Origin of the sequence: Hymenobacter sp. GOD-10R (assembly GCF_035609205.1) — a bacterium.
In the GTDB taxonomy this organism is placed as follows: Bacteria; Bacteroidota; Bacteroidia; order Cytophagales; family Hymenobacteraceae; genus Hymenobacter.
Genome location: NZ_CP141184.1, coordinates 1,715,786 through 1,739,290, shown reverse-complemented (window position 1 = coordinate 1,739,290; position 23,505 = coordinate 1,715,786). Strand labels below are relative to the sequence as shown.

The window sequence follows — 23,505 nt, the reverse complement described above, 5'->3', positions numbered from 1 at the left end:
TGCGACTCAAGCGGCGCGAGGTAACTACTAATTTTTGATGTGGTAAATACGGATTCTGCGTCCAGTCTAGCTTCATCTTTTCTTAATACTACTTTCGTCACTTTTACAGCGTGCGTGCCGGCTTAAAGTTCTCTTGGCTCTTCTTGTTTAGCGGTATCACCGCGGCAATAGCCCAAGAGTTCTGGCTGGCACCACGCTTCTTTTTGTCCCTCAACGAGCGAATATCGGTGCCGATTCTGGTAGGAAACAACTTTACGGGTATGCGGTGGCGCGGCAAAAACAGCCGTCTCACCCGCTTCGTGCAGTACACTCCTACCGACTCCACCAACCTGCTTCCGTTGGTTGCGCAGCATGATACTAACCGGGCTTCCATCACCTTTTCGCAGCCCGGCACTCACCAGTTGGCCCTCGCTACCAACAATGCTTTTCTCACGTTTGCTGCCGACTCTTTCAACGCCTATTTGCGCGCTGAAAACCTAGGTAATATTCTGGCAATCAGGAAGCAAAACGCGCAGCTAGACAAGCCTGTACTGGAGGCGTATCGGCGTTGCGCGAAGGCGTTAGTGCAGGTTGGCCCGGCCCCTTCCACCGGTGAGGCGTTCAAGCAAGTAGCGGGTTTGCCGTTGGAGCTGATTCCCGAACAAAACCCGTATAGGCTTCAGCTAGGCGCCTCGCTCACGGTGCGCGTACTAGCGGACGGCCAGCCTGTAGCAGGCTCACTGCTAAAAGTATATTGCCGAGATGTGAAAAAAATGTAGAAAAAATCGAAATTCGTACTAACCAAAATGGTCGTGCGTTGTTTCGTTTATCCACACCCGGCACTTACCTAATTACTACTATGCGGATGATCCGATCCGCTGACCCTCAAGTGGCTGATTGGCAGAGTACGTGGTCATCCCTTAGCTTTGGTTTTGCTAGTCATGCTGCACGTTGAACGGGGCGCTCTCCTCCGACCTAGGTAGTCTGCAGACCGCTGCGCACCATTACTTTTTTTGTTACCTTCGCAACTCTCTTAACCACCGAATTTCGCCGGCATGAAGTACTCGATTGATAAAAAGGACACCTACACCATCATCACGATTGATGAGAAGAAGCTCGACACTACGGTTGCGCCTGATCTGAAATCGGAGTTTGTGAAGTTGAACGCCGAAGGAATTAATAATTTGATTCTGGACCTGGCTAATGTCAAGTACACGGACTCTTCGGGTCTTAGCTCCATTCTAATCGCCAACCGTTTGTGCAATTCGACGGGCGGCTTGTTGGTGCTCACCGGCCTTCAAGACCACGTGATGAAGCTCATTACCATTTCCAAGCTCGAATCGGTACTGCACATTCTGCCTACGGTAGAGGAAGGCATCGACCGTATTTTTCTGCACGCCATCGAGCGTGACCTGACGAGCAAGGAATAAGGTTTTAAGAGCTGTTAGCTGTTGACTGTTCGTTGTTGGGTCATTCGGCCAACAACCCACGGTCAGCAGCTTTTTTGTGCTCAATGAGTAAATAATTGAAGGGTTAAACGGCTGCTGGTTGAGTAGCTATGGATGCGAGCATTCTCGACAAGAAGCCGACTAATAATAGGCCAGCTTCTTGTTTATTTCGCATTCAACATACGCATAATCAAGCTTTTAACCATTCTTCTATTTAGCCGTTCAACCATCAGCTAGTTAACCTTTACCCCTTCACCTTTGGAGTTCGAGCTGAAAATTCTGGGTAGCGCCTCGGCTACGCCCTATCTGGACCGCCACCACACGGCGCAGATTCTTACCGTCGACAGTCAGGCGTATCTGATTGACTGCGGTGAAGGCACCCAGCGCCGACTGATGGAATACAAAATTCGCCATCAGCGCATCGGCTCCATCTTCATCTCGCACCTGCACGGCGACCACTTTTTCGGTTTGTTCGGCCTGCTTTCCACCATGCATCTGCACGGCCGCACCGAGCCACTTCAGCTCTTCGGTCCCGCTGGCCTCGACGAGGTGCTAACCACGCAGTTTCGCGTGTCAAACACGCAGCTTACTTTCAACCTGGAGTTTACGGTAGTGGATACCACGGCTTTCGCGCAGGTGTACGAAGACCGGTATCTGACGGTGCACACCTTGCCCATGCGGCATCGCATTGCCTGCTGCGGTTACTTATTCAGGGAGAAGCCCAAACGTCGCCACCTCGTTAAAGAGCGCCTCCTTTCGGGCCTCACACCCGCCCAGCTTTCGGCGCTGACGCATGGCGAGGATCTGTACGATGAAGCTGGCCAGGTGCTGGTCCGTAATGCCGATGTGACCACTGCCCCCAATCACTCGCGCAGCTACGCTTACTGCTCCGATACACTCTACACGGAAAGCAATGCCGAACTGGTGCACGGCGTGGACTTGCTCTACCACGAAGCTACCTTCCTGGATGATATGCGCGAGCGGGCCGCCACTACGCATCACTCCACTGCTCGGCAGGCTGCCTTATTTGCCCGCAAAGCTGAAGTGCGCCATTTGCTCATTGGACACTTCTCTTCGCGCTACCGCGACTTAGAGCCTCTCTTGCGCGAAGCCAAAGCAGTATTTGACAGTGTGGAGCTAGCTACTGAAGGCAAAACGGTAAGTTTGCCGGAGTAAGATTCTGGACGCATGCGCAAAGCTAGGTGAAGCGAGGCCCTGTCCTGCTTTTTGCTTTGACGCAACGCCTAGAATCTCCCCTCACCCGTTTCTGCACTCATGTCTTTAACGAAGACCTTCGCCCACAAAAAACAGCAACTCTATCTCGTGCTCAGCGGGATATTTTTGGTAAATGCCCTGCTTGCCGAAATCATCGGCGTTAAGATCTTCTCCGTAACGGCGCTGCTTGGCTTGCCCGGCGACCTCACAGCAGGGGTTATTATTTGGCCGGTGGTGTTCATCACCACGGACATCATCAACGAGTACTTTGGTCGGGCCGGTGTACTGCGGGTGAGCTACCTGACGGTTGGGCTTATTATCTATGCTTTCTTGGTTATTCTGGCTACTACCAAGCTCCCACCTGCAGCCTTCTGGCTCGACGTAAACAAGACGGACCCGCAGGGGCGGCCCTTCAACATCGAGTTTGCTTACCAGAGCATCTTTCGCCAGGGCCTAGGTATCATTATAGGTTCCGTAACGGCCTTCATCATTGGGCAGGTGCTAGATGCTTCTGTATTTCAGGGCTTACGGCGCATCACAGGCGGGCGCTACATCTGGCTGCGCGCGACGGGCTCCACACTGGTTTCGCAACTCGTAGACAGCTTCGTGGTGCTGTTTGTGGCCTTCTATGTATTCGGAAACTGGCCGCTGGCGCAGGTAATAAGTGTGGCAACCTTTAATTACTGGTATAAATTTGCCGCCGCCATTCTGCTGACGCCTGTGTTGTACCTAGCTCACGCTATCATCGACCGGTACCTAGGCAAAGACGACACGCTGGAATTGCAGCAGGAAGCGGCAAAGAACGTCAGCGTATAGACAAGCTGTTAGCTAGTAGCTGTTGGCTATTAGCTAACCTGAGATGAAATCAATATTCCAAAAAGGTAGTCGCCAACAGCTACTAGCTAACAGCAAAAATAAATGTCTCGCATTCTCACTGGCATCCAAAGCACCGGCCGTCCTCACCTAGGGAACTTGCTTGGCGCCATTTTGCCCGCCGTCGAACTGTCGAAAAGCAGCACCAACGAGTCGCTACTATTTATTGCCGACCTGCACTCGCTCACGACCGTTCGTGACCCCGAAACGCTGCGCCAAAATACCTATGCGGTAGCTGCCTCGTGGCTAGCTTGCGGGTTCGACACGGAGAAGAACATGTTCTACCGGCAGTCGGACGTGCCGCAGGTGACGGAGCTGACGTGGTATCTGAGCTGCTTCACGCCGTACCCGATGCTGGCCAATGCGCACTCCTTCAAGGATAAAAGCAACCGCCTATCGGACGTAAATGCGGGCTTGTTTACCTACCCGGTGCTCATGGCGGCTGACATCCTGCTTTACGACGCCAACATTGTACCGGTGGGCAAAGACCAAGTGCAGCACCTCGAAATCACGCGCGACATTGCCTCGGCATTTAACAACCGCTACGGTGAAACCTTCGTGCTGCCTCAAGCCCGCGTGGATGAGCAGCTGATGACCATTCCCGGCCTCGACGGGCAGAAGATGAGCAAGAGCTACGGCAACATCATCGACATCTTCCAGGAGGAGAAAGCCCTGCTGAAGACCATCCGCAGCATCGTGTCGGACAGCACGCCGCTGGAAGAACCCAAGAACCCAGACAACGACACAACCTTCAAACTCTATTCGCTGCTAGCTACGCCTGTCCAAACCGAAGACATGCGTCAGCGCTACCTAGCCGGTGGCTACGGCTATGGTCACGCCAAAAAGGAGTTGTATGACCTGATTATGACCCGCTTCGAGACCGAGCGGGAGCAGTTTAACTTCTTCATAAACAACCCCGCCGAGATTGATGCCCGCTTGGCAGAAGGTGCCCGCAAAGCGCAAGCGTATGGCTCGGAAGTGTTGAATAAAGTGCGCGAGAAAGTTGGGTACTTGCGCCGGTAAGCACCTGCCAAGTAATGGCACTCTGCTGCCGTTTTTAAGCTAAAAACGAGAAAGGACTTCCGGATGCCCGGGAGTCCTTTCTCGTTTTAAAATAGCTAGGTACAGAGCCCCTCATTCTCCCTTCAGCTCGCTTGGTCGCGGGCGAAGCTGAAGCCGACTTTAGTCGGGTGGCACACCTGCTGATTTTCTAGCTTCTGCTTCAAGGTAATTTTATCAATGTCCTCCATAGGTTGCGCCAACAAGTCGTTGTTGACGGCCGCAATCATAGCACTTTCGACCAAGAGGCGCATCGTGGTTTCCGTCACAATGTCGTGAACTAGGTCTTGAGTGGGCATCTCAAGCTGTTCTACCCCTTCCAAGAAGTAGTGGTTTTCAATGTTGATGAGCATTCGGCCCACCAAATAGCCCGTATCGTGTAGGCGTTGGTACTTGATGCTGTCGGCCATGAAGTTGTAAATCATTAGGTGGCCAAAGAAGCGCCGCCGAAAGTCTGCCTTCACGTAGTCAGATGTCATGGGGCCGTACTCCTCGGGAAAGGTGACGATGTTGGAGTGTAGTACAAACATGAGCAGGTCGCCGGAGAACTTAATATGAAACTCCATCTCGTTCACCGGCCGATACTCGATAACAACACTGGAATCAACCGGATTAAGCTTACCACTCACCTCATTCACAACTTTTTGTGCCACTTGCCGGAGTAATGTAAATGCAGCTTGCGTGTTGCGGTATACCTCTTGTTTGGCCGTTGCTTTTTGCGTTAAACCATTCACAATCTGCTCCAATCGATCAACCGGCTCAGGACTAGCCGTAGTGGTAGGTGAGGCTGTCTCCGACCTAGCTTCCTCTGGCGAGGCCACAGCCGGCGTAGCAGGTGCTTGCGTAATAAGGACAGTGGTAGTATCCGGCGTATTGGGGACCAGGGCGGCGGGGGGCATCGTATCCATAGGGCAGCGAAAACAACGGGCTCTGTAAGCAAGTCTAGGTAAGCAAAAGGGCTGGTTATCAGGCAGCCCAAACAGTTCCTACGAGGCTTAGAACCGCAGATGTTGCGTAAGAGTCTTATATCCTTCTTGATTCGTCATCATTTTGTAACGAACTAGGAGCCCCTAGCTACTAACGGAAGCCAAGCTAGCTTTTCGTTTCTTTTTCCACTATTCGCCCGAACACCCACTTTCTGTCTATGACTACTGCCATCAAAACCGGCCTACTCGCCTACGGGATGTCGGGCAAAGTTTTCCATGCACCCTTTGTCGCCACGCACCCCGGCTTTGACTTCTGCGCCATCGTGGAGCGCCGCCACAAGCAGGCGGCCCAAGACTACCCCGGCGTTATCAGCTACGACAGTGTGGAAGCGCTGCTGGCCGACCCCGAAATTGAGCTGGTCATCGTGAACACGCCCAGTAACACGCACTTCGAGCTAACGCAGCAAGCCTTGCGAGCAGGCAAGCACGTGTTGGTCGAAAAGCCCATGGCAGCCTCGAGCACCGAAGTGCAAACGCTGTTCGACCTAGGTCGGCAGATGGGCAAGCACGTTTTTGTGTACCAGAACCGCCGCTGGGACAGCGACTTCCAGGCTGTGCAGCAGGTTATTAATAGTGGGCAGCTCGGCGAGCTTATCGAAGTGCATTTTCGCTACGATCGGTACAAAACCACGCTAAACCCTAAGCCTTTCAAGGAAACAGCCGTGCCTGCTAGCGGCATCGTGTACGACCTAGGTCCGCACTTGCTGGATCAGGTGATTAGTTTGTTTGGCAAGCCTTTGCGCAGCCACAAAACCACGGGGCGCTACCGGGCTAATACGCAGGTAGACGACTACTTCACCATGCACCTGCAATACCCAAATGGGCTGAATGTGTTCGTCACCAGCGGCTTATTGATTGCCAATCCGCTGCCGGCTTTCGTGCTGCACGGTACGACGGGCAGTTTTCAGAAGGGCCGCGTCGATGTACAAGAGACGCAGCTTCAGCAGGGCGTTTCGCCGGTGGCCCCGGAGTACGGGCAGGAAGCGCCCGGCAGCGAGGGTACACTGACGGTAGTTGGCCCTAACGACGAGAAGACGACAACCCAGGTTCCTTCTCTGAAAGGCGACTACACGCAGCTATTCGAGGCGGTGTACCAGGCGCTACGCAACAACGTGCCGTACCCGATTCAGGAAGAACATATTCTGTGGCAAATGGCATTACTTGAACAAAACCCAGGGGATTGGGCGTTCTTAGGATGAGGACCAACTACTTCCGTTGGTCTCCTGTAGAGGCGTACTACTTGGCGGCTCGTCGTTGCTGATGCTCTTAGCCTAAATTGCTATGGCTGGATCGTTCGATGCCGAGCGGCAAAATAGTGCGGCTCTACAGAGTAAAAATAGTATTCTGCTTGTTACTACCTAGGTTATTGACAACTCGGCAGTGCCCGTTGAAAATACTTACCTTTACTACATTACCATTAAGCGGTTTGCTGACCGGGAACTCAGGGTCAGCCATTTATCCACTAGTAATTCGCTGAACCTTGACGTTTCACGACTTTAATCTCCACGACGACCTGCTGGCCGGCGTGGATGCCATGAACTACTTACAGGCCACGCCCATTCAGGAGCAGGCCATTCCAAAGATTATCGAGGGGAAAGACTTGATTGCCTGCGCCCAAACCGGCACGGGCAAGACGGCCGCTTATCTTATTCCGCTACTCGATAAAATTTCGCATGCCAACCACGACCACACCAGCACGCTGATCTTGGTGCCCACGCGCGAGCTAGCTACCCAGATTGACGAGCAGGTAACAGGGTTCGGCTACTTCGTGGAAGCGAGCAGCATTGCCATTTATGGCGGTGGCAAAAGCGAAGGCTGGGAGCAGCAGAAACGTGCCCTCACGGGCGGCGCCGATATTATTATCGCCACGCCGGGCCGCTTGATTGCGCACATGCAGATGGGCTACGTCAACTTCGACAAGCTCAACTACTTGGTGCTCGACGAGGCTGACAAGATGATGGACATGGGCTTTTCCGATGACATCTTGAGCATTGTGCGGCACTTGCCGAAGCAGCGCCAGACGCTATTGTTTTCGGCTACCATGCCTAACAAAATCAAGGAGTTTTCGAAGCAGCTGCTGAACCAGCCGGAAGAAATTCGCCTGGCGGTATCGAAGCCAGCGGAAGGCATCAACCAGCAGTTCTACATGGCCTTCGACCGCCAGAAGATCTACTTGTTGGAGCACCTGCTCAAAACGCAGAACGTGCAGAGCATGGTGCTGTTTACGTCGCAGAAAGCGGCTGTGGGCGGCATCGTGCGGGCCATCAATAAGCTAGGCTACGTGGCGCAGGGTATCTCCTCCGACCGCACCCAGGAAGAGCGCGAGAAGATCATGCGCGAGTTTAAAAACAAGCAATTCCCGATCTTAGTAGCCACCGACGTGCTCAGCCGCGGCATCGATATCGACTCCTTGAGCCACGTGGTGAACTACGACATTCCGCGCGCCGCTGAGGACTACGTACACCGTATCGGCCGCACGGCCCGCGCCGCCACAACTGGTACGGCCATCACCTTCATCAGCGACCAAGATCAGGACCGTGTGGTGAAGATTGAGAAGCTGATCGAGCGTGAAGTCGACAAGCAAAACATTACCGAGGAGCTAGGCCTAGGTCCAGCCCCCGAGTTTGACCCCAAGCGCTTCAGCGGCTTGCGCGGTAAAGTAGGCGGCCGCGACGGCCGTGGCGGCAGCTCCGACCGCAATGGTCGTGGCCCACGGCGCGAAGGCGACAAACCCCGTGGTGAAGGCAGCGGTGAGCGCCGCCGCGACGGTGGTCGTGGCCCGCGCCGCGAAGAGCGTCCGGCCGTTGCTGCTGCGCCTGAAAATGGTACAGCGCCCGTCGAAGCCGGATCCGTGCCTGTTGCGAAGGAGCCGCGTGCCCCTCGCCCACCGCGCGCCCCGCGTCCGGAAGGTGAAGCTCCTCGTGAGCCGCGCGCCGAAGGAACCGAACAAACAGAAGGCCAGCGCCGACGCAAGCGCGGCGGCCGCAACCGCAATGGCCGTCGGCCACAAGCGGAAGGCGGTGCGGCTGATGGCGTTAGTGTAGCACCAGCTGCGCCGAGCGCTGAGTAATCTCCTAAAACAAAAAGCCCCGGTTACGAGAGTAGCCGGGGTTTTTTGTTTTTACTTGTGTTTACCAACAAGAGGCTCCAATACCTGCGCCACCGCATTTTCTAATAATGGTAGTAATTCGACCATGTCTGGTTCAAATTCAAAAACCGTTAGTTTCAACTTCAAATTCAGTTCTCGCCCCCAGTGAAAAAGCTGTAAGCCTTGTGTAGCAGGTACTTTATAGAATCCCAAGTGTTGGATCACGCGGCCCCAAAAATTCCGCTTCACCTTGCCTACGTACAGCACCCGAGATACTTCGTTTGTTCCTTTACGGAAAGCTGGTAACGCTCTTTCACCAGAATACGATTTTGCAGCGGCTAACACTTGAGCTGGATCAACATCGGAATCTATCTCGAAGACATATACAACAGGTCCCCATATTGCTAGGAGTTTAGAAAAGACTTCTTGGTACTCCTTGGAGTAACGAATGTCTTCGCTAGAGTAATCTCGTAAGCTAGATATATCAAAATCAAAAAAATGCGTCAACTGTGCTCCTTTTTGGGCAACATGCAATAACGGAGCAGCCGCTTGCTCGCACGTTATTTTTATCTGTTTGATAGCTTTCTGAGCGTGATCTAGTTGATCAATCATTCGATGGTAAAGATTAAGTATGGTATATGACGCGTCATTATATCACCTGCCCTAACCCAAACAGCACCGTGAATACCAGCGTTGTTAGAGCCATCTGCTTCAGCAGCGGATCGAGTTGCATGGATTCTTGCCGCTGCCACACTTGCAAGCCATTGCGTAGCAAGAGCGGCGCCGACAGCACAAACAGCCACTGCCAAGGCGAATGATAGGTAAGTGCCACGTACACCACGGCGCAGCCAAAACCTAGCACCAGCAGCAGCCAATGGTAGCGTCGTGCATGCGCCGGGCCTAGGCGCACTGGTATCGTGATTTTACCGGCTAGCTCATCGGAGCGAATGTCGCGGATGTTATTCACGTTCAGTACGGCCGTAGCGAAGCAACCTAACGCTGCAGCAGGCAACAGTACCGCTAGCGGCAGTTCACGTGTTTGAAGGAAATAGGTACCACACACGCCTACCACGCCGAAGAAGATAAACACGGAAACGTCGCCCAATCCAGCGTATCCGTAGGGTTTGGAGCCTGCCGTGTAATTGACGGCTGCCCAAATAGCCGATAAACCTAGCACGAAGAAGGCACCAAAAATCCAGGCACCGGCCGTACCTAGCGCTACCCACAGCAATGCCAAACCAGCAAGCAGCGCCATGAGCCCAAAAAGGCTCATGCCACGCTTCATCTGGGCTGGCGTGATGGCCCCACTTTGCACGGCACGCTGGGGACCTTCGCGGTGCACGCTGTCAGCGCCATTTTGCGAGTCGCCGTAGTCGTTGGCGAGGTTACTCAGGATTTGGAGTAGAATGGTCGTTAGCACAGCAAGACCTAGCACCAAGCCATTGAAGCGGCCAGCGGCAGCGGCCAAAAAGCCGCCTGTGAAGATGCTAGCCAGAGCCAGCGGCAACGTGCGCGGCCGGAAAGCAGAAATCCAAGCCTTTACCGGGCTAGGAGCAGAAGTTACGGTAGACATAAAAAGCAGAATGGATAATAACAGAACGTCATGTCGACCAACGGGAGACATCTTGCGTGCCATAGTAAATCCGAATAGGTGGAGTTACCGCTGCATGCGAGATGTCTCCCGTTGGTCGACATGACGTTCTATCAAAAACAGACTTGCGAAAACCTAGGTTTACTTCGTGATGGCCGCTACTAGCTCGTCGCTCAAGGGCTTCACTTTCGAAGGGTAGAATGCCACAACATGGCCTTTCTCGTCCACAAGGTATTTGCAGAAGTTCCAGGAAGGTGCATCGCCTACAGCACCATTCTTCTGCTTGTCAGCCAAGAACTTATATAGTGGATCAGCCTCGTCGCCCTTCACAGCAACAGTGCTGAATAGCGGGAACGTCACGCCGTAGTTTTTCTCGCAGAACGAAGCCACTTCCATGTTGGAAGCTAGCTCTTGGTTGAAGCTGTTCGATGGAAACCCTAGTACTGTCACCTTGTCACCGTACTTTTTTGATAGCTCTTCCAACTCTTTATACTGCGGCGTGAAACCGCACTTGGAGGCCGTATTCACGATCAGCAACTTTTTGCCTTTGTACTTGCTTAGCTTCACGTCTTTGCCATCGATGGTTTTAACGGTGAAGTCGTACACAGTGCTGGCGGCAGCCGGCGGCGTAGTCTCGGTGGTAGCCATAACTGGTTGCGTTACAAAGGTGCTGGAGGACAAGCTAATGGCACCTAGCGTACCCAGCAGAAATAGGAAAGAAGCTTTCATAAGAGGGGGAGTTTTATACCGGGCTAACCTCAACCGGCAGCCAAATGTTTCAGAAGGCTGAATGTACGAGTTATCCGCCTAACCTGGTTTGTGTTATCTGCTTAGGTAGTGGGTGGTGACAGCCATTTTTCGACGGTCACCGGACGGTACGCCAGCATTTTGTCGAGGATGCCGTTGGGCGTTTCATCCTGGAGCAGTTGGGCACGGTTCTCCTGGCGCAACAAGCCTTCTTGCTGCATCGTGTCGAGGGCGGCGAGCAGGTGGTTGTAGTAGCCGTTCACGTTGAGCACGGCCACGGGCTTCGGGTGCAAGCCGAGCTGGCCCCACGTCAGCACTTCGAACAGCTCTTCCAAGGTGCCATAGCCGCCGGGCATGGCCACAAAGCCCTCAGCTAGGTCAGCCATCATCAGCTTGCGCTCATGCATCGATTTAACGACGTGCAGTTCCGTCAGACCTAGGTGGGCTAGCTCTTTATTGGCCAGAAAATCAGGAATAACGCCAATGGCTTTGCCGCCGTGGCGCAACACGCCGTCAGCCACAGCCCCCATTAGCCCCACGTGGCCCCCTCCAAATACGAGTGTCATGCCGCGCTCGGCTAGAGCTTGGCCCATAGCATCGGCCTGCTGCCGATAGATATCGTTGTTGCCTACGCTGGCACCGCAGTATACTGCTACGCTTTTCATTAGTTGAATTTTATTCTATTGCTCTACTGTCTTCTGTCATCCTGAGCTTGCGAAGGACCTCATCACGTTAGAACGGCTGTGACAACAACGACTTGTTCACGCGTGATAAGGTCCTTCGCAAGCTCAGGATGACAGGAGATTTTATGACAGTCTATTATTACATCCGCTCGGGCACGTCAATACCTAGTAGCAGCATGGCGGCTTTGATCATGCGGCCCGTTTGCGCCGAAAGCGCTACGCGGAAATTACGCTTAGTCTCGTCGGTCTCGCCGAACACCGATACTTCGGTATAGAAGCGGTTGTAGGCCTTGGCCAAGTCATAAGCATACTGCGCGATAATAGCCGGCGACATCGTAGTGGCCGCTTCCGCCACTACGTTGGGGTAACGGGCTAGCTCCTGTACCATGCCCACTTCCGTTTCGTGCAGCGACGTCAGGGTAGCTAGGTCGGGAGTTTCGCTCAGACCTAGCTCAGCCGCTTTGCGACGAATAGCCGCAATACGAGCATGTGAATACTGGATGAACGGTCCTGTGTGCCCTTGCAACTGCACCGATTCCTCGGGGTTGAAGAGCATACGCTTCTTGGGATCAACTTTCAGCAAGTAGTATTTCAGCGCGCCCAAACCTAGGGTATGGTAGAGCTTCTCCGCTTCCTGTTCGGTTAGGCCTTCGATCTTCCCTAGCTCGCTGGTAGCCTGGCGGGCGGCATCCGTTACTTCCTGTACCAGCTCATCGGCGTCAACCACAGTCCCTTCACGGCTCTTCATTTTGCCCGAGGGCAAATCGACCATGCCGTAGCTGAGGTGATAAATGGCATCGGCGTAGGGCTTACCTAGCTTTTTGAGTACCGCCTTCAGCACCTGCATGTGGTAGTTCTGCTCGTCGGCAATGACGTAGACGGACAGGTCGTAGCCAAAATCCTCGTACTTCAGCTCGGCTGTGCCTAGGTCTTGGGTGATGTACACGCTAGTGCCATCGGCGCGGAGCAGCAGCTTCTCGTCGAGTCCTTCTTCCTTCAGATCCACCCACACCGAGCCGTCGTCTTTGCGGAAAAACACGCCTTTTTGCAGGCCTTCTTCCACCCGCTCCTTGCCTAGCAGGTAGGTTTCCGATTCGTAGTACATCTTGTCGAAATCAACGCCAATAGTAGCGTAGGTTTCGTCGAAGCCTTCGTACACCCAGCCGTTCATTTGGCGCCATAGGCTCACTACGTCCTCGTCGGCGGCTTCCCAGGCGCGCAGCATATCTTGCGCTTCCAGCATCATGGGCGCTTGGCGTTTGGCAATATCGGAGGCAACGCCTTCTGCTTCGAGTTGACGCACTTGCTCGCGGTAGTGCTTCTCAAATAGCACGTAGTACTTGCCGATCAGGTGGTCACCTTTGATACCCGCTTCCTCCGGCGTTTCGTTGTGTCCATACTGCTGGTAGGCTAGCATCGACTTACAGATGTGGATGCCGCGGTCATTCACCAGGTTTGCCTTTGTGACGGTAGCGCCGGTTGCTTTCAGGATCTGCGCCACCGAGTAGCCCAGAAAGTTGTTGCGCAGGTGACCTAGGTGCAGGGGCTTGTTGGTATTGGGCGAAGAGTATTCGACCACTACTTGCTGCGGACCGCCGGTGGGCACGGGGGCGTTATTAGGGCGCTGGCTAAGCTCGGTAAAGAGGCGCACCCATTCCTTATCAGCAATTTCCAGGTTCAGAAAGCCTTTCACCACGTTGAAGCCGCTCACACGCGACTCGTTGGCTACGAGCCACTCGCCCAGGGCTTGCCCAATCTGCTCCGGGCCTTTGCCCAGCGCTTTGGTCAGTGGAAACGTGACAAGGGTGAAAGAGCCCGCAAAATCTTTGCGGGTGGGCTGCAAGGTGAGCTGTTCGGCCGGCACCTGCGCGCCGAATGCTTGCTGGATAGCGGCGCTGAGCGCTGCTTTGATGCTATTTTCGAGTTGTTGCACAGAAGAGAGGCTAGGATAACAGCAGATGAGCGCCACACCGCGAAGCTTGGGCAGTTGGCTGACTTAGAAGCTGCTTCCGGTTTCGATTGCAAAGGTAGAAAGGCTAGGGGGAACCTAGGGGAAAAGTTCTCGCTTTCCCCGACCACGTATCGCTTGGCAGGCTAATGTATCTCAAATAAGGAAGGTAGTACGGCTGAGGTTGAACTACCAGCTGTTCAGCTACGTAAAAGGACCTACCCCTTCCTTCTATGCTTTTTCCTATGTCGCTCGCCTCTCCTACCGATCCGAAGAATCCGGTTAATCCCGCCCTCAAAGACACATCTGCGCAAAACGCATCGGATAGTCAGCCTGACGGTGTAGACACGCCGTCCTCGCTTGAAGAGGTAGTGGACACCACTCCAGAAGCGACTACAACAGAACAAACTACGAGCACACCGGTCACGCCAACTGAAGAGGATACCACAGAAGACGTTCTCTCTGATCCACAAGCCTCCGACGCGGGCACGGGCGGCTACGATGATACAGACGCCGGTATTAGCAGTGATTCGGACGTGCACGCACTCTAAACACACCAAGCAGACACAAAAAAGGCTCCTCAGCATGAGGAGCCTTTTTTGTGGGTTAGCACCAGGGCCTTACACCTGACGGTCACCTTGCGTGAACTCCAGCATCCAGCCCGGATACTCCGGCGCCGACTTGCTAACGTCATCTAGCTTTTGCAAATCCTCAGGGGTAAGCTGTACATCGATGGCCTTCAGATTGTCTTCAAGTTGATCCATGCGCTTTGCCCCGATAATCACGCTAGTCACTACCGGCTGATGGAGCAGCCAGGCCAGTGCTATTTGCGCGACCGTGACACCTTTTGCTTCGGCCATTGGCTGCAACACGTCGATGATGTCGTAGGCTTTTTCCTTATCAACGGGTGGGAAGTCGAAGCCGGTACGACGTGAGCCTTCTTCTCCTTGGTTTTCGCGCGTGTATTTGCCACTCAGGAAGCCACCCGCCAGCGGGCTCCACACCATCAAGCCCACTTTCTGATCTTGCAGCAACGGCACCAGTTCACGTTCTAAGTCGCGGCCGGCGATGGTGTAGTAAGCTTGCAACGACACAAACTTTTCTACGTGGTTGTAGGTCGAGTACGACAGCGCTTTCATCAGCTGCCACGCGGCTAGGTTACTGGCCCCGATGTAGCGCACTTTGCCGCTGCGCACCAAGTCGTCTAGCGCACGCAGGGTTTCTTCCAGCGGCGTGAGTGGGTCGTAGGAGTGAATCTGGTAGAGGTCGATGTAGTCGGTGTTCAGGCGCTTGAGGCTAGCTTCGGCCTGATCCATGATGTGCTTGCGCGTCAAGCCAACTTGGTTCGGTCCCTCTCCCATTTTGCCACGCACCTTGGTGGCCAGCACGAGGTCGTGGCGGTCGATACCTAGGTTGCGGAAGGATTGGCCAGTCAGTTCCTCCGATAAGCCTTCCGAATACACGTTGGCCGTGTCGATGAAGTTAATACCCGCATCGATGGAGCGCTTCATTATCTCGTCTACTTGCTCTTGTCCGAGCGAACCGATGGCTTTTGCCCAGCCTTTTCCGCCGAAGGTCATAGTACCTAGGCACAGCTCTGAGACTTTCAGGCCAGTGTTACCTAACAGATTGTATTTCATGAGGGAGGTGGTGTTGGTTGTGGTATGTGCATAAGACGCTTGCTTATCGTAATTGTTTGTGCCTTGCTTAGCATGAGCGCTGACTTATCCAAAACTTACACATCTCTCCTTCTCACCCATTCGCCACCTCCCCCCTAGGTCCGCGCGAGGTAGCTTCTTCCAGCCGTAGCCGCTCCTGAATGGCTTCAGTGGCCGCTTCCAGAATATCGAAAGCATTCTTGGCCATTGTGTTTTCGGAGTCAAGCGTTGGGTTTATTTCTACCATCTCGAAGCACACGACCCGTTCATTTTCCAGCAAGTAGTGACATAGGCTGATAGCTTCCTGCACGTTCAGACCGGCTTCCACAGGTGTGCCGGTGCCTTTGCTGAAGCGCGAATCCAGTGAATCCACATCGAAGGACACGTAAACCAGGTCGCAGAAGCGTAGCCGCTCGTAGATTTCGCGGGCGACCAACCTAGGTCCTTTCGCCCGGAACTCATCGAGCACATAATTTTTAATACCTAGCCTCTCGATCAGTTCGTCTTCTTCGCGCTGGGTGTCGCGTACCATCACGTACACGAGGTGGTCGGGCGTGAGCTTGGGGCCAGGCTCGCCTAGGTTTTGTAGGCGACGCCAAAAGAACTCGGTTTCAGGCTCCGGTTCGTTGCGCTGCATCACGCGGTTATCCTCGTTCAGGGCCATGGCCAACGGCATGCCGTGCATGTTGCCGGAGGGCGTGGTGTAGGGCGAGTGGATGTCGGCGTGAGCATCGATCCAGACCACGCCGAGCGTTTTGTGCGGGTAGGCGGCCTTGATGCCGGCAATAGTGCCGGCGGCGTTGGAGTGGTCGCCGGCCAGCACCAGCGGAAACTCGCCGAAACGAAGGGTCTGTTCTACCGTATTAGCAATGCCCTTTTGCACCGTGTACACCGAGTCGATGTGCTTGGCATAAGGAAAGTGGTTTTTGTCGAACAGCACGTGGTTCAGATCGGGCACGGCAACGGCGTTGAAGCGCCGGAAATAATCAGAACCTTTGTTCAGACAAGCAATGCGCAGAGCGTCTATTCCAAGACTAGCCCCACGAGTGCCCGCTCCTAGCTCGGAACGGACTTCAATGAGCTTAATGCGTTTCATAACATACTGTGCGCGGCAACGACGGGCAGCCAAAGACCCAGCCGAATACCAGTCGGAGCAGGACCACGTCTCACCGCTCTCGTCCCGGACACCCCCGTAGGAGTGTCCGCTACTACCTATCTTTGCCGGCCCTTAAAGGTGCGCAAAAGCGCGCACAAAGGCTAGGTTGTTTCACTCATCCATACGTTAGCATACACTTGTTTCGGCATCTTACCCGTCTTGGCTAATCTTCCGTAATCGATGGAATTCCCAAGGCTTGTTAGGTGTTTCGGCATGCGCTTTCTAGCGTTTCATCCCACAAGCAACAGACCACTCTCCCTTCAATGGATACCTATCACGACCTGATTTCTCAGACGTTCGACTTTCCTACCCAAGACTTTACCGTACAAAATAACGAGCTGCGCTTCCATGATATTCCGCTGATGGATATTATCAAGAAGCACGGCACCCCATTGCGTCTCAGCTACTTGCCCAAAATCAGCTCCCAGATTCAGCGGGCCAAGAAGTGGTTTGCCGATGGCATCCAGAAAACTGGCTACCAAGGCAGCTACACGTATTGCTACTGCACCAAGTCGTCGCACTTCAGCTTTGTGCTGGAAGAGGCGCTGAAAAACGATATTCAGATCGAGACATCGTCGGGGTTTGATATTAACATCGTGCGGGCGCTGTACAGCAAAGGCAAGATCAACAAGCAAACATATATCGTCGCTAACGGCTTCAAGCGTGAGCGCTACAAACGCCACCTTACCGAGCTCATCAACGAAGGTTTCGTGAACTGCATGCCCATTCTCGACAACCTGGAAGAGATTGAGTATTACCACGAAAACGTGCGGGAGAAGTGCAACTTAGGCATGCGCTTGGCCTCCGACGAAGAACCTAGGTTCCAGTTTTATACCTCGCGCCTGGGCGTGCGCTACGCCGATGCCATTCCGCTCTATGAGCAGAAGATCAAGGAAGATCCGCGCTTCGAGCTCACGATGCTGCACTACTTCATCAACACGGGCATCAAGGACACCAGCTACTACTGGTCGGAGCTGAGCCGCTTCGTGCACAAGTACTGCGAGCTGCGTAAAGTGTGTCCAACGCTCACTACTATCGACATTGGTGGCGGCCTGCCCATCCAGACCAGCATTCAGCCGGAGTACGATTATGCCTATATGATCGAAGAGATCCTACGCACCATCAAGCGTATCTGCGCTGAAGAAGGAGTGCCAGAGCCGAACATCTTCACCGAGTTTGGCATCTTCACGGTGGGCGAAAGTGGCGTGACGCTCTACTCGATTCTGGACGAAAAACTACAGAATGACAAGGAGCTATGGTACATGATCGATGGTTCGTTCATCACGAACCTGCCCGATACGTGGGCGTTGAACCAGCGCTTCATCATGCTGGCTATCAACGGATGGCAGAAGTCGTACAAGAAGATCCAGCTAGGCGGCCTCACCTGCGACTCGCAGGACTACTACAACGCCGAGAAGCACATCTACCAAGTGTTCTTGCCCGAACGAAAGAACACGGATGAGCAAAAACTTTATGTTGGTTTCTTCCACACTGGCGCCTACCAAGAAAGCCTCTCCGGCTACGGTGGCATCAAGCACTGCCTGATCCCAGCGCCCAAGCACGTTATCTTGGACCGCGCCGAAGACGGCACCCTCACCGATTGGGTGTTTGCCGACGAGCAAGACAGCGAATCGATGATGCGCATCCTAGGGTATCAAGATTAAAGGATAGCAACACGTGCCGGGCCGGCTCGACCATGAGTCGGCCCGATACTTGTGTTTTAAGCTCAACCATTTTCAACCATTCCCTTACCCCTCCTCATGTTTAAAAAGATACTCTTAGTAGCTATCGTAGCCGTTACGGGGCTTAGCTCCTGCAACAAAAACGTTTGCCCAGCTTATAGCAAAGCACGCCCCCAGCAACCCGACACTGCGCACCTTACGGCTAGCACAGCAACTCCTGTAGCTCAACAATAGAACTATATGTAGATACTCGCACAATGGTGCGTGTGTAAGTAGCGGCTTCTCCTACTAGCGTTGGGGGAAGCTGCTTTTCTATTTTAGGCAGAATCTTTGTGTTAGGAACGATCTACGCAATTATATGGTTGGCCATTCGTTTTAGGAACCCAGCATCGTCTTTTACAATCTCTTGCACTTTTACATGAAAAAGCTCCTATTCATCGTTTTGATCGGCTTCGGAGGCTTAAGTTCTTGCCGTACCAAATGTCCCGCGTACTCTAGCACGAAGCCGGCTACGCATATTTCTTCGTCGATTACAGCTAGCACGGCTACCCCAGCGGCCACCCGGCAGTAAACTAGAGCTGGCATTGTGCTTCGTCCTAGGCAAGAGGTCTCCATGTACTTTGCCAAACAGCTATAGCATACACGATACTCCTTCTTTATCAAAAGCCTCCGCTAGCTAGCGAGGGCTTTTTTATTTTTAGACTATTATCGGAAATGATAAACAGGTTAAAGTAGCAAATACATTTACTTGCAATTGCACTTTCTGTACCTACCGATGCATACATTACCAAGTCTGAGTATAGATAGGCAACTTAGCAAGCTAAGCAACTCAGCATCGCAATGACATCAGCTTTTTTTAGCCCTTTCCTAAGCTTCAGTAGGTCACTCTCTTATAACAAACTCTCGAAAAAATCTATTTTATTACTAAATTAAGTCCATATTTGGATTTTATATTGTTTTTTTGCCACTCTATAGAAGGGAAATAGAATACAAGATCTGCATTACGCCCTCCTCAACAATCACTGCTGTACCTAAGCTGATACAGATTTGGCAACAACAAAGGCCACTGTTCCTTCTAGAAGACGATCAGTTTCGGTGTGTTTCTCTCTCCATGCGTAAGGTGTGCTGCCACGCTGAGCTATTTCCTGAACCCGATACAGCATGTTTTCTTATGACGTCAGGAGATCTTCAACCATGCTTGCTATAGCTCCTGCTAGCGTCACTTCCCTCAAAGCATAAACTCTCATAACTTCTAATAGAAGACAAACATGAAACTAAAACTTTATACGGATTTAAGTCTTCTCGACAAGGGAAAGCCCGTTGAGTTATTGATACCTTTCATTGGAAATTTTGCAGATAAAGCCGGCTCCGTAACCTTAGGAAGGTTTGATCATTTCTTAAAAGAGGGCAAAGATTTTTTAGAGCTAACCACCCTAGAAGAGTGCGACGCCTGTTTGCTACCGATATTTTATGATGTTATTGAGAATCAAGCAGAATTCGAAAAAAATATTGCTTCGTTTGTTAAATACGTAGAGAGCAGCAATAAGAAGGTTTTAGTTTTTGTTGGACACGACACCCTAGACCTTAATATTAAAATTAAGAACGCCATAATTTTCAATAGCGCTATTAGTAAATCAAAGCAGCCAAAAAATGTATTTCCTTGGCCTCACTTCTTCGAGGACTTTTTAGATAAATACAGTAATGGCGTATTAGAAATCCGTCCAAAAAGTAGCAAGCCTATCGTCGGTTTTTGCGGCTATGCCCCTCCTCTAAATACTACCATGGGCAAGGAGAAAATCTTGGGCATGGTGAGGCTGATTGGCAACTATATGGGAATCATGCAGAAATTCCCCGTGAAAGTGGCCCATTCCTACAGAGCGCGAGCTATTATCGGCCTGCAGAAGTCGAAGAAAGTTGTCAATAACTTCAGACTTAAGAGCAACTTTGCTTTTGGTCCTGATGGTCTTAATACGGGTGCTACAGCTGAAAGCCCAGAGGAATTCCGCAAAAAATATGTAGAGAACATTATGGAAAGCGACTATACGCTTTGCATTCGGGGCTATGGCAATAACTCTGTTCGTTTCTTTGAAACGCTATGCTGCGGCAGAATTCCAATTTTCTTAAACACGGATAGTACTCTACCTTTTGAAGAAATAATTGATTGGAAGAGTTTATGCGTGTGGGTAGAAGAGAAGGACATTGACAGAATCGGTGACTTTGTCGCAGATTTCCACAACAACATTTCCGAGGAGGATTATAGAGCACTCCAAAAGAAATTGCGTACTATCTGGGAAGACTATATGGCGCCAACAGGTTTCTTCAAAAAGATAAAACTATTTATCAACGAAGAAAACCTCGTTGCTAGCTAGGTAATAAGAATAGTTCCCGTAAAAAGAGGGGTAGCTGGTCAATATTCGATATTGGCCAGCTACCCCTCTTTTTACGACAGAAGGCTAGTATGTATTCTCTTGTGTCAGGATAATATTAGTGGCCGCAGCTAGGTTGGTAGCGTGAGGCTGATGCGTGCTTTCTTCGGAGTGACCCACTAGAATTCCTTTGACTCCAACCCGCGCACCTGCTTCTAGGTCGCGCAGCCGGTCCCCTACGATCCAGCACTGGCTAGGGTCAAGATGAAAGCGGGCAATGGCCTTTTCTAGCATCAAGGAGCCAGGCTTACGGGACAGCGACTCACTTACAGATGGATGCGATGGGGCAAAATAAAGAGCGTCAATCAGGTTGCCGCAGGCCTGCTGTAGTTTATCGTGGCAGAGGCGCATCTGAGAGGCAGTATACAGCCCTTTTGCAATACCAGCTTGGTTGGTAACGACAATCAGATAATAGCCTGCCGCCTTCAGACGGGCCAAGCTCTCGGGTACGCCAGGCAATACGTTAAAATCTTCGGGGCGCCACACATAGTCCCCCATTTCCTCGTTCAGTACCCCGTCGCGGTCTAAAAAAATTGCCCTGTGCTGATGAGGTGATACCAGTGCAGAAGAATTTGCGTTCGTCATTAGGTCAAAGATATAGTCGCTGGCCGACATGACTAAAAAATTAACCTAGCGAGTGAATTACACAGAAAAATGATTGTTACTCTTATAGTACAAGCGCCCGAGGTTAGCGCGATAGTTACCTTTGTCGCGTAGCAGAATGCGGCTGTTGCTTCTGCTCACTCAATCATATTTTCGCAGTTATTTATCATGGTAGCTATTTTGGGTGGTGGCATTTCGGGTCTTACGCTGGCGTATTACCTGCAAAAAGCAGGAGTTAGCTACGATTTATTCGAGGCTGGCTCAGTACCAGGCGGAAATCTGCGCACGGTCCAAGTGGATGGCTACCTGCTTGAAACGGGTCCTAACTCGTTGCAGCTCAGCTCAGAGTTACTTGACTTGTTTACCGACCTAGGGTTGGCTGATGAGATTGAGGACACAGCAGCTGTAAGTGCCAACCGCTACGTACTGCGTGCGGGCCGCTACCAAAAGCTCCCTGGCTCGCCCCCCGCGTTACTCGCTAATCGTTTCTTCAGCCTAAAGGCCAAGCTTAATATTTTGCGCGAGTTAAGCCGCACCCCGCTCCCAGCTAACCCCGATGAAACGTTGGCAGCCTTTTTCCGGCGTCGCTTCGGAGCCGAAATTGTAGATCATGCGCTTAACCCATTCATCTCTGGCATCTACGCTGGCGACCCCGAGCAACTCTTGCTGCACAAAACATTTCCGAAGCTAGCTGAGTTGGAGCACACGTACGGTTCGGTGGTACGAGGCCTGGCAAAAAGTGGCGGCGCTGGTGGCCGCCGACGCATTGTTTCGCTTCGCAAAGGCATTCAGCAGCTGCCTGCTACGTTGGCCGCGCAGCTCACTAATTACCAGGGCGGGCAAACAGTCACGGCACTTACGCGCTCGTCCGATGGGCTTTATCACGTTCAGCTCGCCAGCGGACCAGCACCGCATGCTTACGAAGCTGTAGTGCTAGCATTACCTACTTACGCGGCAGCTCCCCTGCTTGAGCGTTTATTTCCAGAAGCAGCTAGTGCCTTGGCGGATGTCTATTATCCAGCTATGGCGGCCATCTACACCACTTACTACCGCGCCGATGTAGCGCACCCGTTGGATGGTTTTGGCGCACTACATCCTAAAGTCGAGCAGCCTTACGCAGCAGGTAGCATCTGGACTAGCTCGATTTTTCCGAACCGCTGCCCTACCGATCAAGTGCTGTTCACCACGTTTGTTGGTGGGAGTCAATATCAAGAGCAGGCCCAACAATCGGCCGAGCAGCAGCAGCAAGCCGTGCACGCGGAGCTTGTTCGTTACTACGGCATTAAGGCCGCTGCTCCGATTTGGCAAACTCGCTACTACTGGGAGCGTGCCATTCCGCAGTTCGACAACCGCATTGTAGCCGCGCATGCCGCCGCCGATGCTCTTACGGCTGACCATATTTACACGACGGCCAACTGGCGGGCGGGTGTGGGAGTGCCCGACTGCGTGCGCCATGCCCGGCAACTAGCGGAAAAAATTACTCGCAGCGTCCCCCACTTATTATCTTTGACACAATGAACAGTGGGCTGGTTCTAATCCCGACGTACAACGAGCGCGAAAATGCGGAATTGATCATCCGCAAAGTCTTTTCGTTGCCCAAATCTTTCGACTTGCTCGTTATCGACGATGGCTCACCTGATGGCACCGCCGATATTGTCCGAAACCTGATGCAAGAGTTTCCAGAGCGGCTTTTTCTGGAAGAGCGGAAGGGAAAGATGGGGCTCGGCACCGCTTACATTCATGGTTTTCGGTGGGCGTTGATGCGGGACTATGAGTATGTGTTCGAGATGGATGCTGACTTCTCCCACAACCCCGATGACTTATTGAAGCTGTACAATGCCTGCGCGGTAGACGGCTACGACCTAGCTATTGGCTCCCGCTACATTCAAGGTGTCAACGTCGTCAACTGGCCCATGGACCGCGTGCTGATGTCGTGGTTTGCCTCGGCGTACGTGCGCTTTGTCACGGGCATGCCCATCATGGATGCAACGGCAGGCTTCAAGTGCTATACAGCCCGCGTGTTACGTACGGTGTTGAGGCACCGAATTCGTTTCGTCGGCTACGCCTTCCAGATTGAGATGAAATGGCTAGCCTACAAGTATGGCTTCCGCATCAAAGAAGTGCCGATCATCTTTACCGACCGGACCCGCGGCGCCTCTAAAATGTCGAAAGGCATCTTCAAGGAAGCCTTCTTTGGCGTCGTGCAGATGAAGGTGTATAGCTGGTTTCACCGCTTCAAGCGCGCCACTGCTGATAGCAGTCATCCTAGCACCGATGCTATTTCGGTGACCGCCGCAACCTCGGCTCCAGAATCGCGGTAAGCCCTGCTATAGTTCTGTTCCATATTGGAGACAGAGCTAGGT

Annotated in this window: 21 protein-coding genes; 12 read left to right on the top strand and 9 right to left on the bottom strand. The window is 52.7% G+C overall.

The annotated features are described in order from the left end of the window. The first annotated feature begins 110 nt into the window (after window positions 1-110). From SD425_RS07140 to trpS, 5 genes are all read left to right on the top strand, one after another. Window positions 111-758: a DUF4198 domain-containing protein gene (locus SD425_RS07140; protein ID WP_324676877.1), complete on the top strand. Its 648-nt coding sequence runs from the start codon at window positions 111-113 to the stop codon at window positions 756-758. 276 nt (window positions 759-1,034) lie between these two features. Further along, a complete protein-coding gene (locus SD425_RS07135; RefSeq protein ID WP_086593833.1) occupies window positions 1,035-1,409 on the top strand; it encodes an STAS domain-containing protein in 375 nt (124 codons plus the stop codon). Between the two features lie 276 nt (window positions 1,410-1,685). Further along, window positions 1,686-2,603 carry a ribonuclease Z gene (locus SD425_RS07130; RefSeq protein WP_324676874.1) on the top strand — a complete coding sequence of 306 codons (918 nt, stop codon included), beginning with the start codon at window positions 1,686-1,688 and terminating at the stop codon, window positions 2,601-2,603. A gap of 99 nt (window positions 2,604-2,702) precedes the next feature. Continuing rightward, window positions 2,703-3,458 carry a queuosine precursor transporter gene (locus SD425_RS07125; RefSeq protein WP_324676872.1) on the top strand — a complete coding sequence of 252 codons (756 nt, stop codon included), beginning with the start codon at window positions 2,703-2,705 and terminating at the stop codon, window positions 3,456-3,458. A gap of 102 nt (window positions 3,459-3,560) precedes the next feature. After that, window positions 3,561-4,538 carry a tryptophan--tRNA ligase gene (gene trpS / locus SD425_RS07120; RefSeq protein WP_324676870.1) on the top strand — a complete coding sequence of 326 codons (978 nt, stop codon included), beginning with the start codon at window positions 3,561-3,563 and terminating at the stop codon, window positions 4,536-4,538. A 122-nt stretch (window positions 4,539-4,660) separates the two neighbouring features. Here the strand turns inward: trpS and SD425_RS07115 are convergent, their stop codons facing one another. Then, window positions 4,661-5,482, bottom strand: coding sequence for a hypothetical protein (locus SD425_RS07115; protein ID WP_324676868.1), 822 nt, complete (start codon window positions 5,480-5,482; stop codon window positions 4,661-4,663). Window positions 5,483-5,718: 236 nt separating this feature from the next. Between SD425_RS07115 and SD425_RS07110 the strand changes: the two genes are divergently transcribed. Further along, window positions 5,719-6,759, top strand: a complete 1,041-nt coding sequence (locus SD425_RS07110) for a Gfo/Idh/MocA family oxidoreductase (protein ID WP_324676866.1) — start codon at window positions 5,719-5,721, stop codon at window positions 6,757-6,759. Window positions 6,760-7,094: 335 nt separating this feature from the next. Next, complete coding sequence (locus SD425_RS07105) at window positions 7,095-8,630, top strand: DEAD/DEAH box helicase (protein ID WP_324679502.1); 1,536 nt, start codon at window positions 7,095-7,097, stop codon at window positions 8,628-8,630. A gap of 51 nt (window positions 8,631-8,681) precedes the next feature. Here SD425_RS07105 and SD425_RS07100 read toward each other — a convergent pair whose 3' ends face one another. The 5 genes from SD425_RS07100 to argS form a co-directional block, all read right to left on the bottom strand. Further along, window positions 8,682-9,260 carry a hypothetical protein gene (locus SD425_RS07100; protein WP_324676864.1) on the bottom strand — a complete coding sequence of 193 codons (579 nt, stop codon included), beginning with the start codon at window positions 9,258-9,260 and terminating at the stop codon, window positions 8,682-8,684. 37 nt (window positions 9,261-9,297) lie between these two features. Beyond that, the gene (locus SD425_RS07095) at window positions 9,298-10,221 is read right to left on the bottom strand and encodes a 1,4-dihydroxy-2-naphthoate polyprenyltransferase (RefSeq protein ID WP_324676862.1); all 924 of its coding nucleotides are present in this window, start codon (window positions 10,219-10,221) and stop codon (window positions 9,298-9,300) included. Window positions 10,222-10,380: 159 nt separating this feature from the next. Continuing rightward, window positions 10,381-10,968: a glutathione peroxidase gene (locus SD425_RS07090; RefSeq protein WP_324676859.1), complete on the bottom strand. Its 588-nt coding sequence runs from the start codon at window positions 10,966-10,968 to the stop codon at window positions 10,381-10,383. 101 nt (window positions 10,969-11,069) lie between these two features. Beyond that, window positions 11,070-11,651, bottom strand: a complete 582-nt coding sequence (locus SD425_RS07085; RefSeq protein ID WP_324676857.1) for a TIGR00730 family Rossman fold protein — start codon at window positions 11,649-11,651, stop codon at window positions 11,070-11,072. Window positions 11,652-11,808: 157 nt separating this feature from the next. After that, complete coding sequence (gene argS, locus SD425_RS07080; protein ID WP_324676855.1) at window positions 11,809-13,602, bottom strand: arginine--tRNA ligase; 1,794 nt, start codon at window positions 13,600-13,602, stop codon at window positions 11,809-11,811. Window positions 13,603-13,988: 386 nt separating this feature from the next. Here argS and SD425_RS07075 point away from each other — a divergent pair, with 386 nt between their 5' ends. Beyond that, window positions 13,989-14,168 carry a hypothetical protein gene (locus SD425_RS07075; RefSeq protein WP_324676853.1) on the top strand — a complete coding sequence of 60 codons (180 nt, stop codon included), beginning with the start codon at window positions 13,989-13,991 and terminating at the stop codon, window positions 14,166-14,168. Window positions 14,169-14,237: 69 nt separating this feature from the next. Here SD425_RS07075 and SD425_RS07070 read toward each other — a convergent pair whose 3' ends face one another. Both SD425_RS07070 and SD425_RS07065 read right to left on the bottom strand, forming a co-directional pair. Beyond that, entirely contained in the window at window positions 14,238-15,257 is a 1,020-nt protein-coding gene (locus tag SD425_RS07070; protein ID WP_324676851.1) for an aldo/keto reductase, read from the bottom strand. 112 nt (window positions 15,258-15,369) lie between these two features. Then, on the bottom strand, window positions 15,370-16,371 hold the full coding sequence (locus SD425_RS07065) for an arginase (RefSeq protein ID WP_324676849.1): 1,002 nt from the start codon (window positions 16,369-16,371) through the stop codon (window positions 15,370-15,372). A gap of 323 nt (window positions 16,372-16,694) precedes the next feature. Between SD425_RS07065 and SD425_RS07060 the strand changes: the two genes are divergently transcribed. Both SD425_RS07060 and SD425_RS07055 read left to right on the top strand, forming a co-directional pair. After that, window positions 16,695-18,095 (top strand): arginine decarboxylase, encoded by a 1,401-nt coding sequence (locus SD425_RS07060; protein WP_324676847.1) that lies wholly within the window; start codon window positions 16,695-16,697, stop codon window positions 18,093-18,095. A 1,286-nt stretch (window positions 18,096-19,381) separates the two neighbouring features. Continuing rightward, on the top strand, window positions 19,382-20,482 hold the full coding sequence (locus tag SD425_RS07055; RefSeq protein ID WP_324676845.1) for an exostosin domain-containing protein: 1,101 nt from the start codon (window positions 19,382-19,384) through the stop codon (window positions 20,480-20,482). 84 nt (window positions 20,483-20,566) lie between these two features. Here the strand turns inward: SD425_RS07055 and SD425_RS07050 are convergent, their stop codons facing one another. After that, entirely contained in the window at window positions 20,567-21,154 is a 588-nt protein-coding gene (locus SD425_RS07050; protein ID WP_324676843.1) for an HAD family hydrolase, read from the bottom strand. 156 nt (window positions 21,155-21,310) lie between these two features. On the opposite strand from SD425_RS07050, the gene hemG reads away from it, so the two are divergent. Both hemG and SD425_RS07040 read left to right on the top strand, forming a co-directional pair. Beyond that, a complete protein-coding gene (hemG, locus tag SD425_RS07045; protein WP_324676839.1) occupies window positions 21,311-22,660 on the top strand; it encodes a protoporphyrinogen oxidase in 1,350 nt (449 codons plus the stop codon). Then, complete coding sequence (locus tag SD425_RS07040) at window positions 22,657-23,463, top strand: polyprenol monophosphomannose synthase (RefSeq protein ID WP_324676837.1); 807 nt, start codon at window positions 22,657-22,659, stop codon at window positions 23,461-23,463. The genes hemG and SD425_RS07040 overlap by 4 nt, the downstream gene beginning before the upstream one ends. The last annotated feature ends 42 nt before the right edge of the window (window positions 23,464-23,505 follow it).

Coding starts and splice junctions, on each gene's coding strand:
- SD425_RS07060 (WP_324676847.1), top strand. CDS start 16,695: ATGGATACCTATCACGACCTGATTTCTCAGACGTTCGACTTTCCTACC.
- SD425_RS07055 (WP_324676845.1), top strand. CDS start 19,382: ATGAAACTAAAACTTTATACGGATTTAAGTCTTCTCGACAAGGGAAAG.
- SD425_RS07105 (WP_324679502.1), top strand. CDS start 7,095: ATGAACTACTTACAGGCCACGCCCATTCAGGAGCAGGCCATTCCAAAG.
- hemG (WP_324676839.1), top strand. CDS start 21,311: ATGGTAGCTATTTTGGGTGGTGGCATTTCGGGTCTTACGCTGGCGTAT.
- SD425_RS07070 (WP_324676851.1), bottom strand. CDS start 15,257: ATGAAATACAATCTGTTAGGTAACACTGGCCTGAAAGTCTCAGAGCTG.
- SD425_RS07040 (WP_324676837.1), top strand. CDS start 22,657: ATGAACAGTGGGCTGGTTCTAATCCCGACGTACAACGAGCGCGAAAAT.
- SD425_RS07050 (WP_324676843.1), bottom strand. CDS start 21,154: ATGTCGGCCAGCGACTATATCTTTGACCTAATGACGAACGCAAATTCT.
- SD425_RS07095 (WP_324676862.1), bottom strand. CDS start 10,221: ATGTCTACCGTAACTTCTGCTCCTAGCCCGGTAAAGGCTTGGATTTCT.
- SD425_RS07100 (WP_324676864.1), bottom strand. CDS start 9,260: ATGATTGATCAACTAGATCACGCTCAGAAAGCTATCAAACAGATAAAA.
- SD425_RS07125 (WP_324676872.1), top strand. CDS start 2,703: ATGTCTTTAACGAAGACCTTCGCCCACAAAAAACAGCAACTCTATCTC.
- SD425_RS07090 (WP_324676859.1), bottom strand. CDS start 10,968: ATGAAAGCTTCTTTCCTATTTCTGCTGGGTACGCTAGGTGCCATTAGC.
- SD425_RS07085 (WP_324676857.1), bottom strand. CDS start 11,651: ATGAAAAGCGTAGCAGTATACTGCGGTGCCAGCGTAGGCAACAACGAT.
- trpS (WP_324676870.1), top strand. CDS start 3,561: ATGTCTCGCATTCTCACTGGCATCCAAAGCACCGGCCGTCCTCACCTA.
- SD425_RS07110 (WP_324676866.1), top strand. CDS start 5,719: ATGACTACTGCCATCAAAACCGGCCTACTCGCCTACGGGATGTCGGGC.
- SD425_RS07065 (WP_324676849.1), bottom strand. CDS start 16,371: ATGAAACGCATTAAGCTCATTGAAGTCCGTTCCGAGCTAGGAGCGGGC.
- SD425_RS07115 (WP_324676868.1), bottom strand. CDS start 5,482: ATGGATACGATGCCCCCCGCCGCCCTGGTCCCCAATACGCCGGATACT.
- SD425_RS07135 (WP_086593833.1), top strand. CDS start 1,035: ATGAAGTACTCGATTGATAAAAAGGACACCTACACCATCATCACGATT.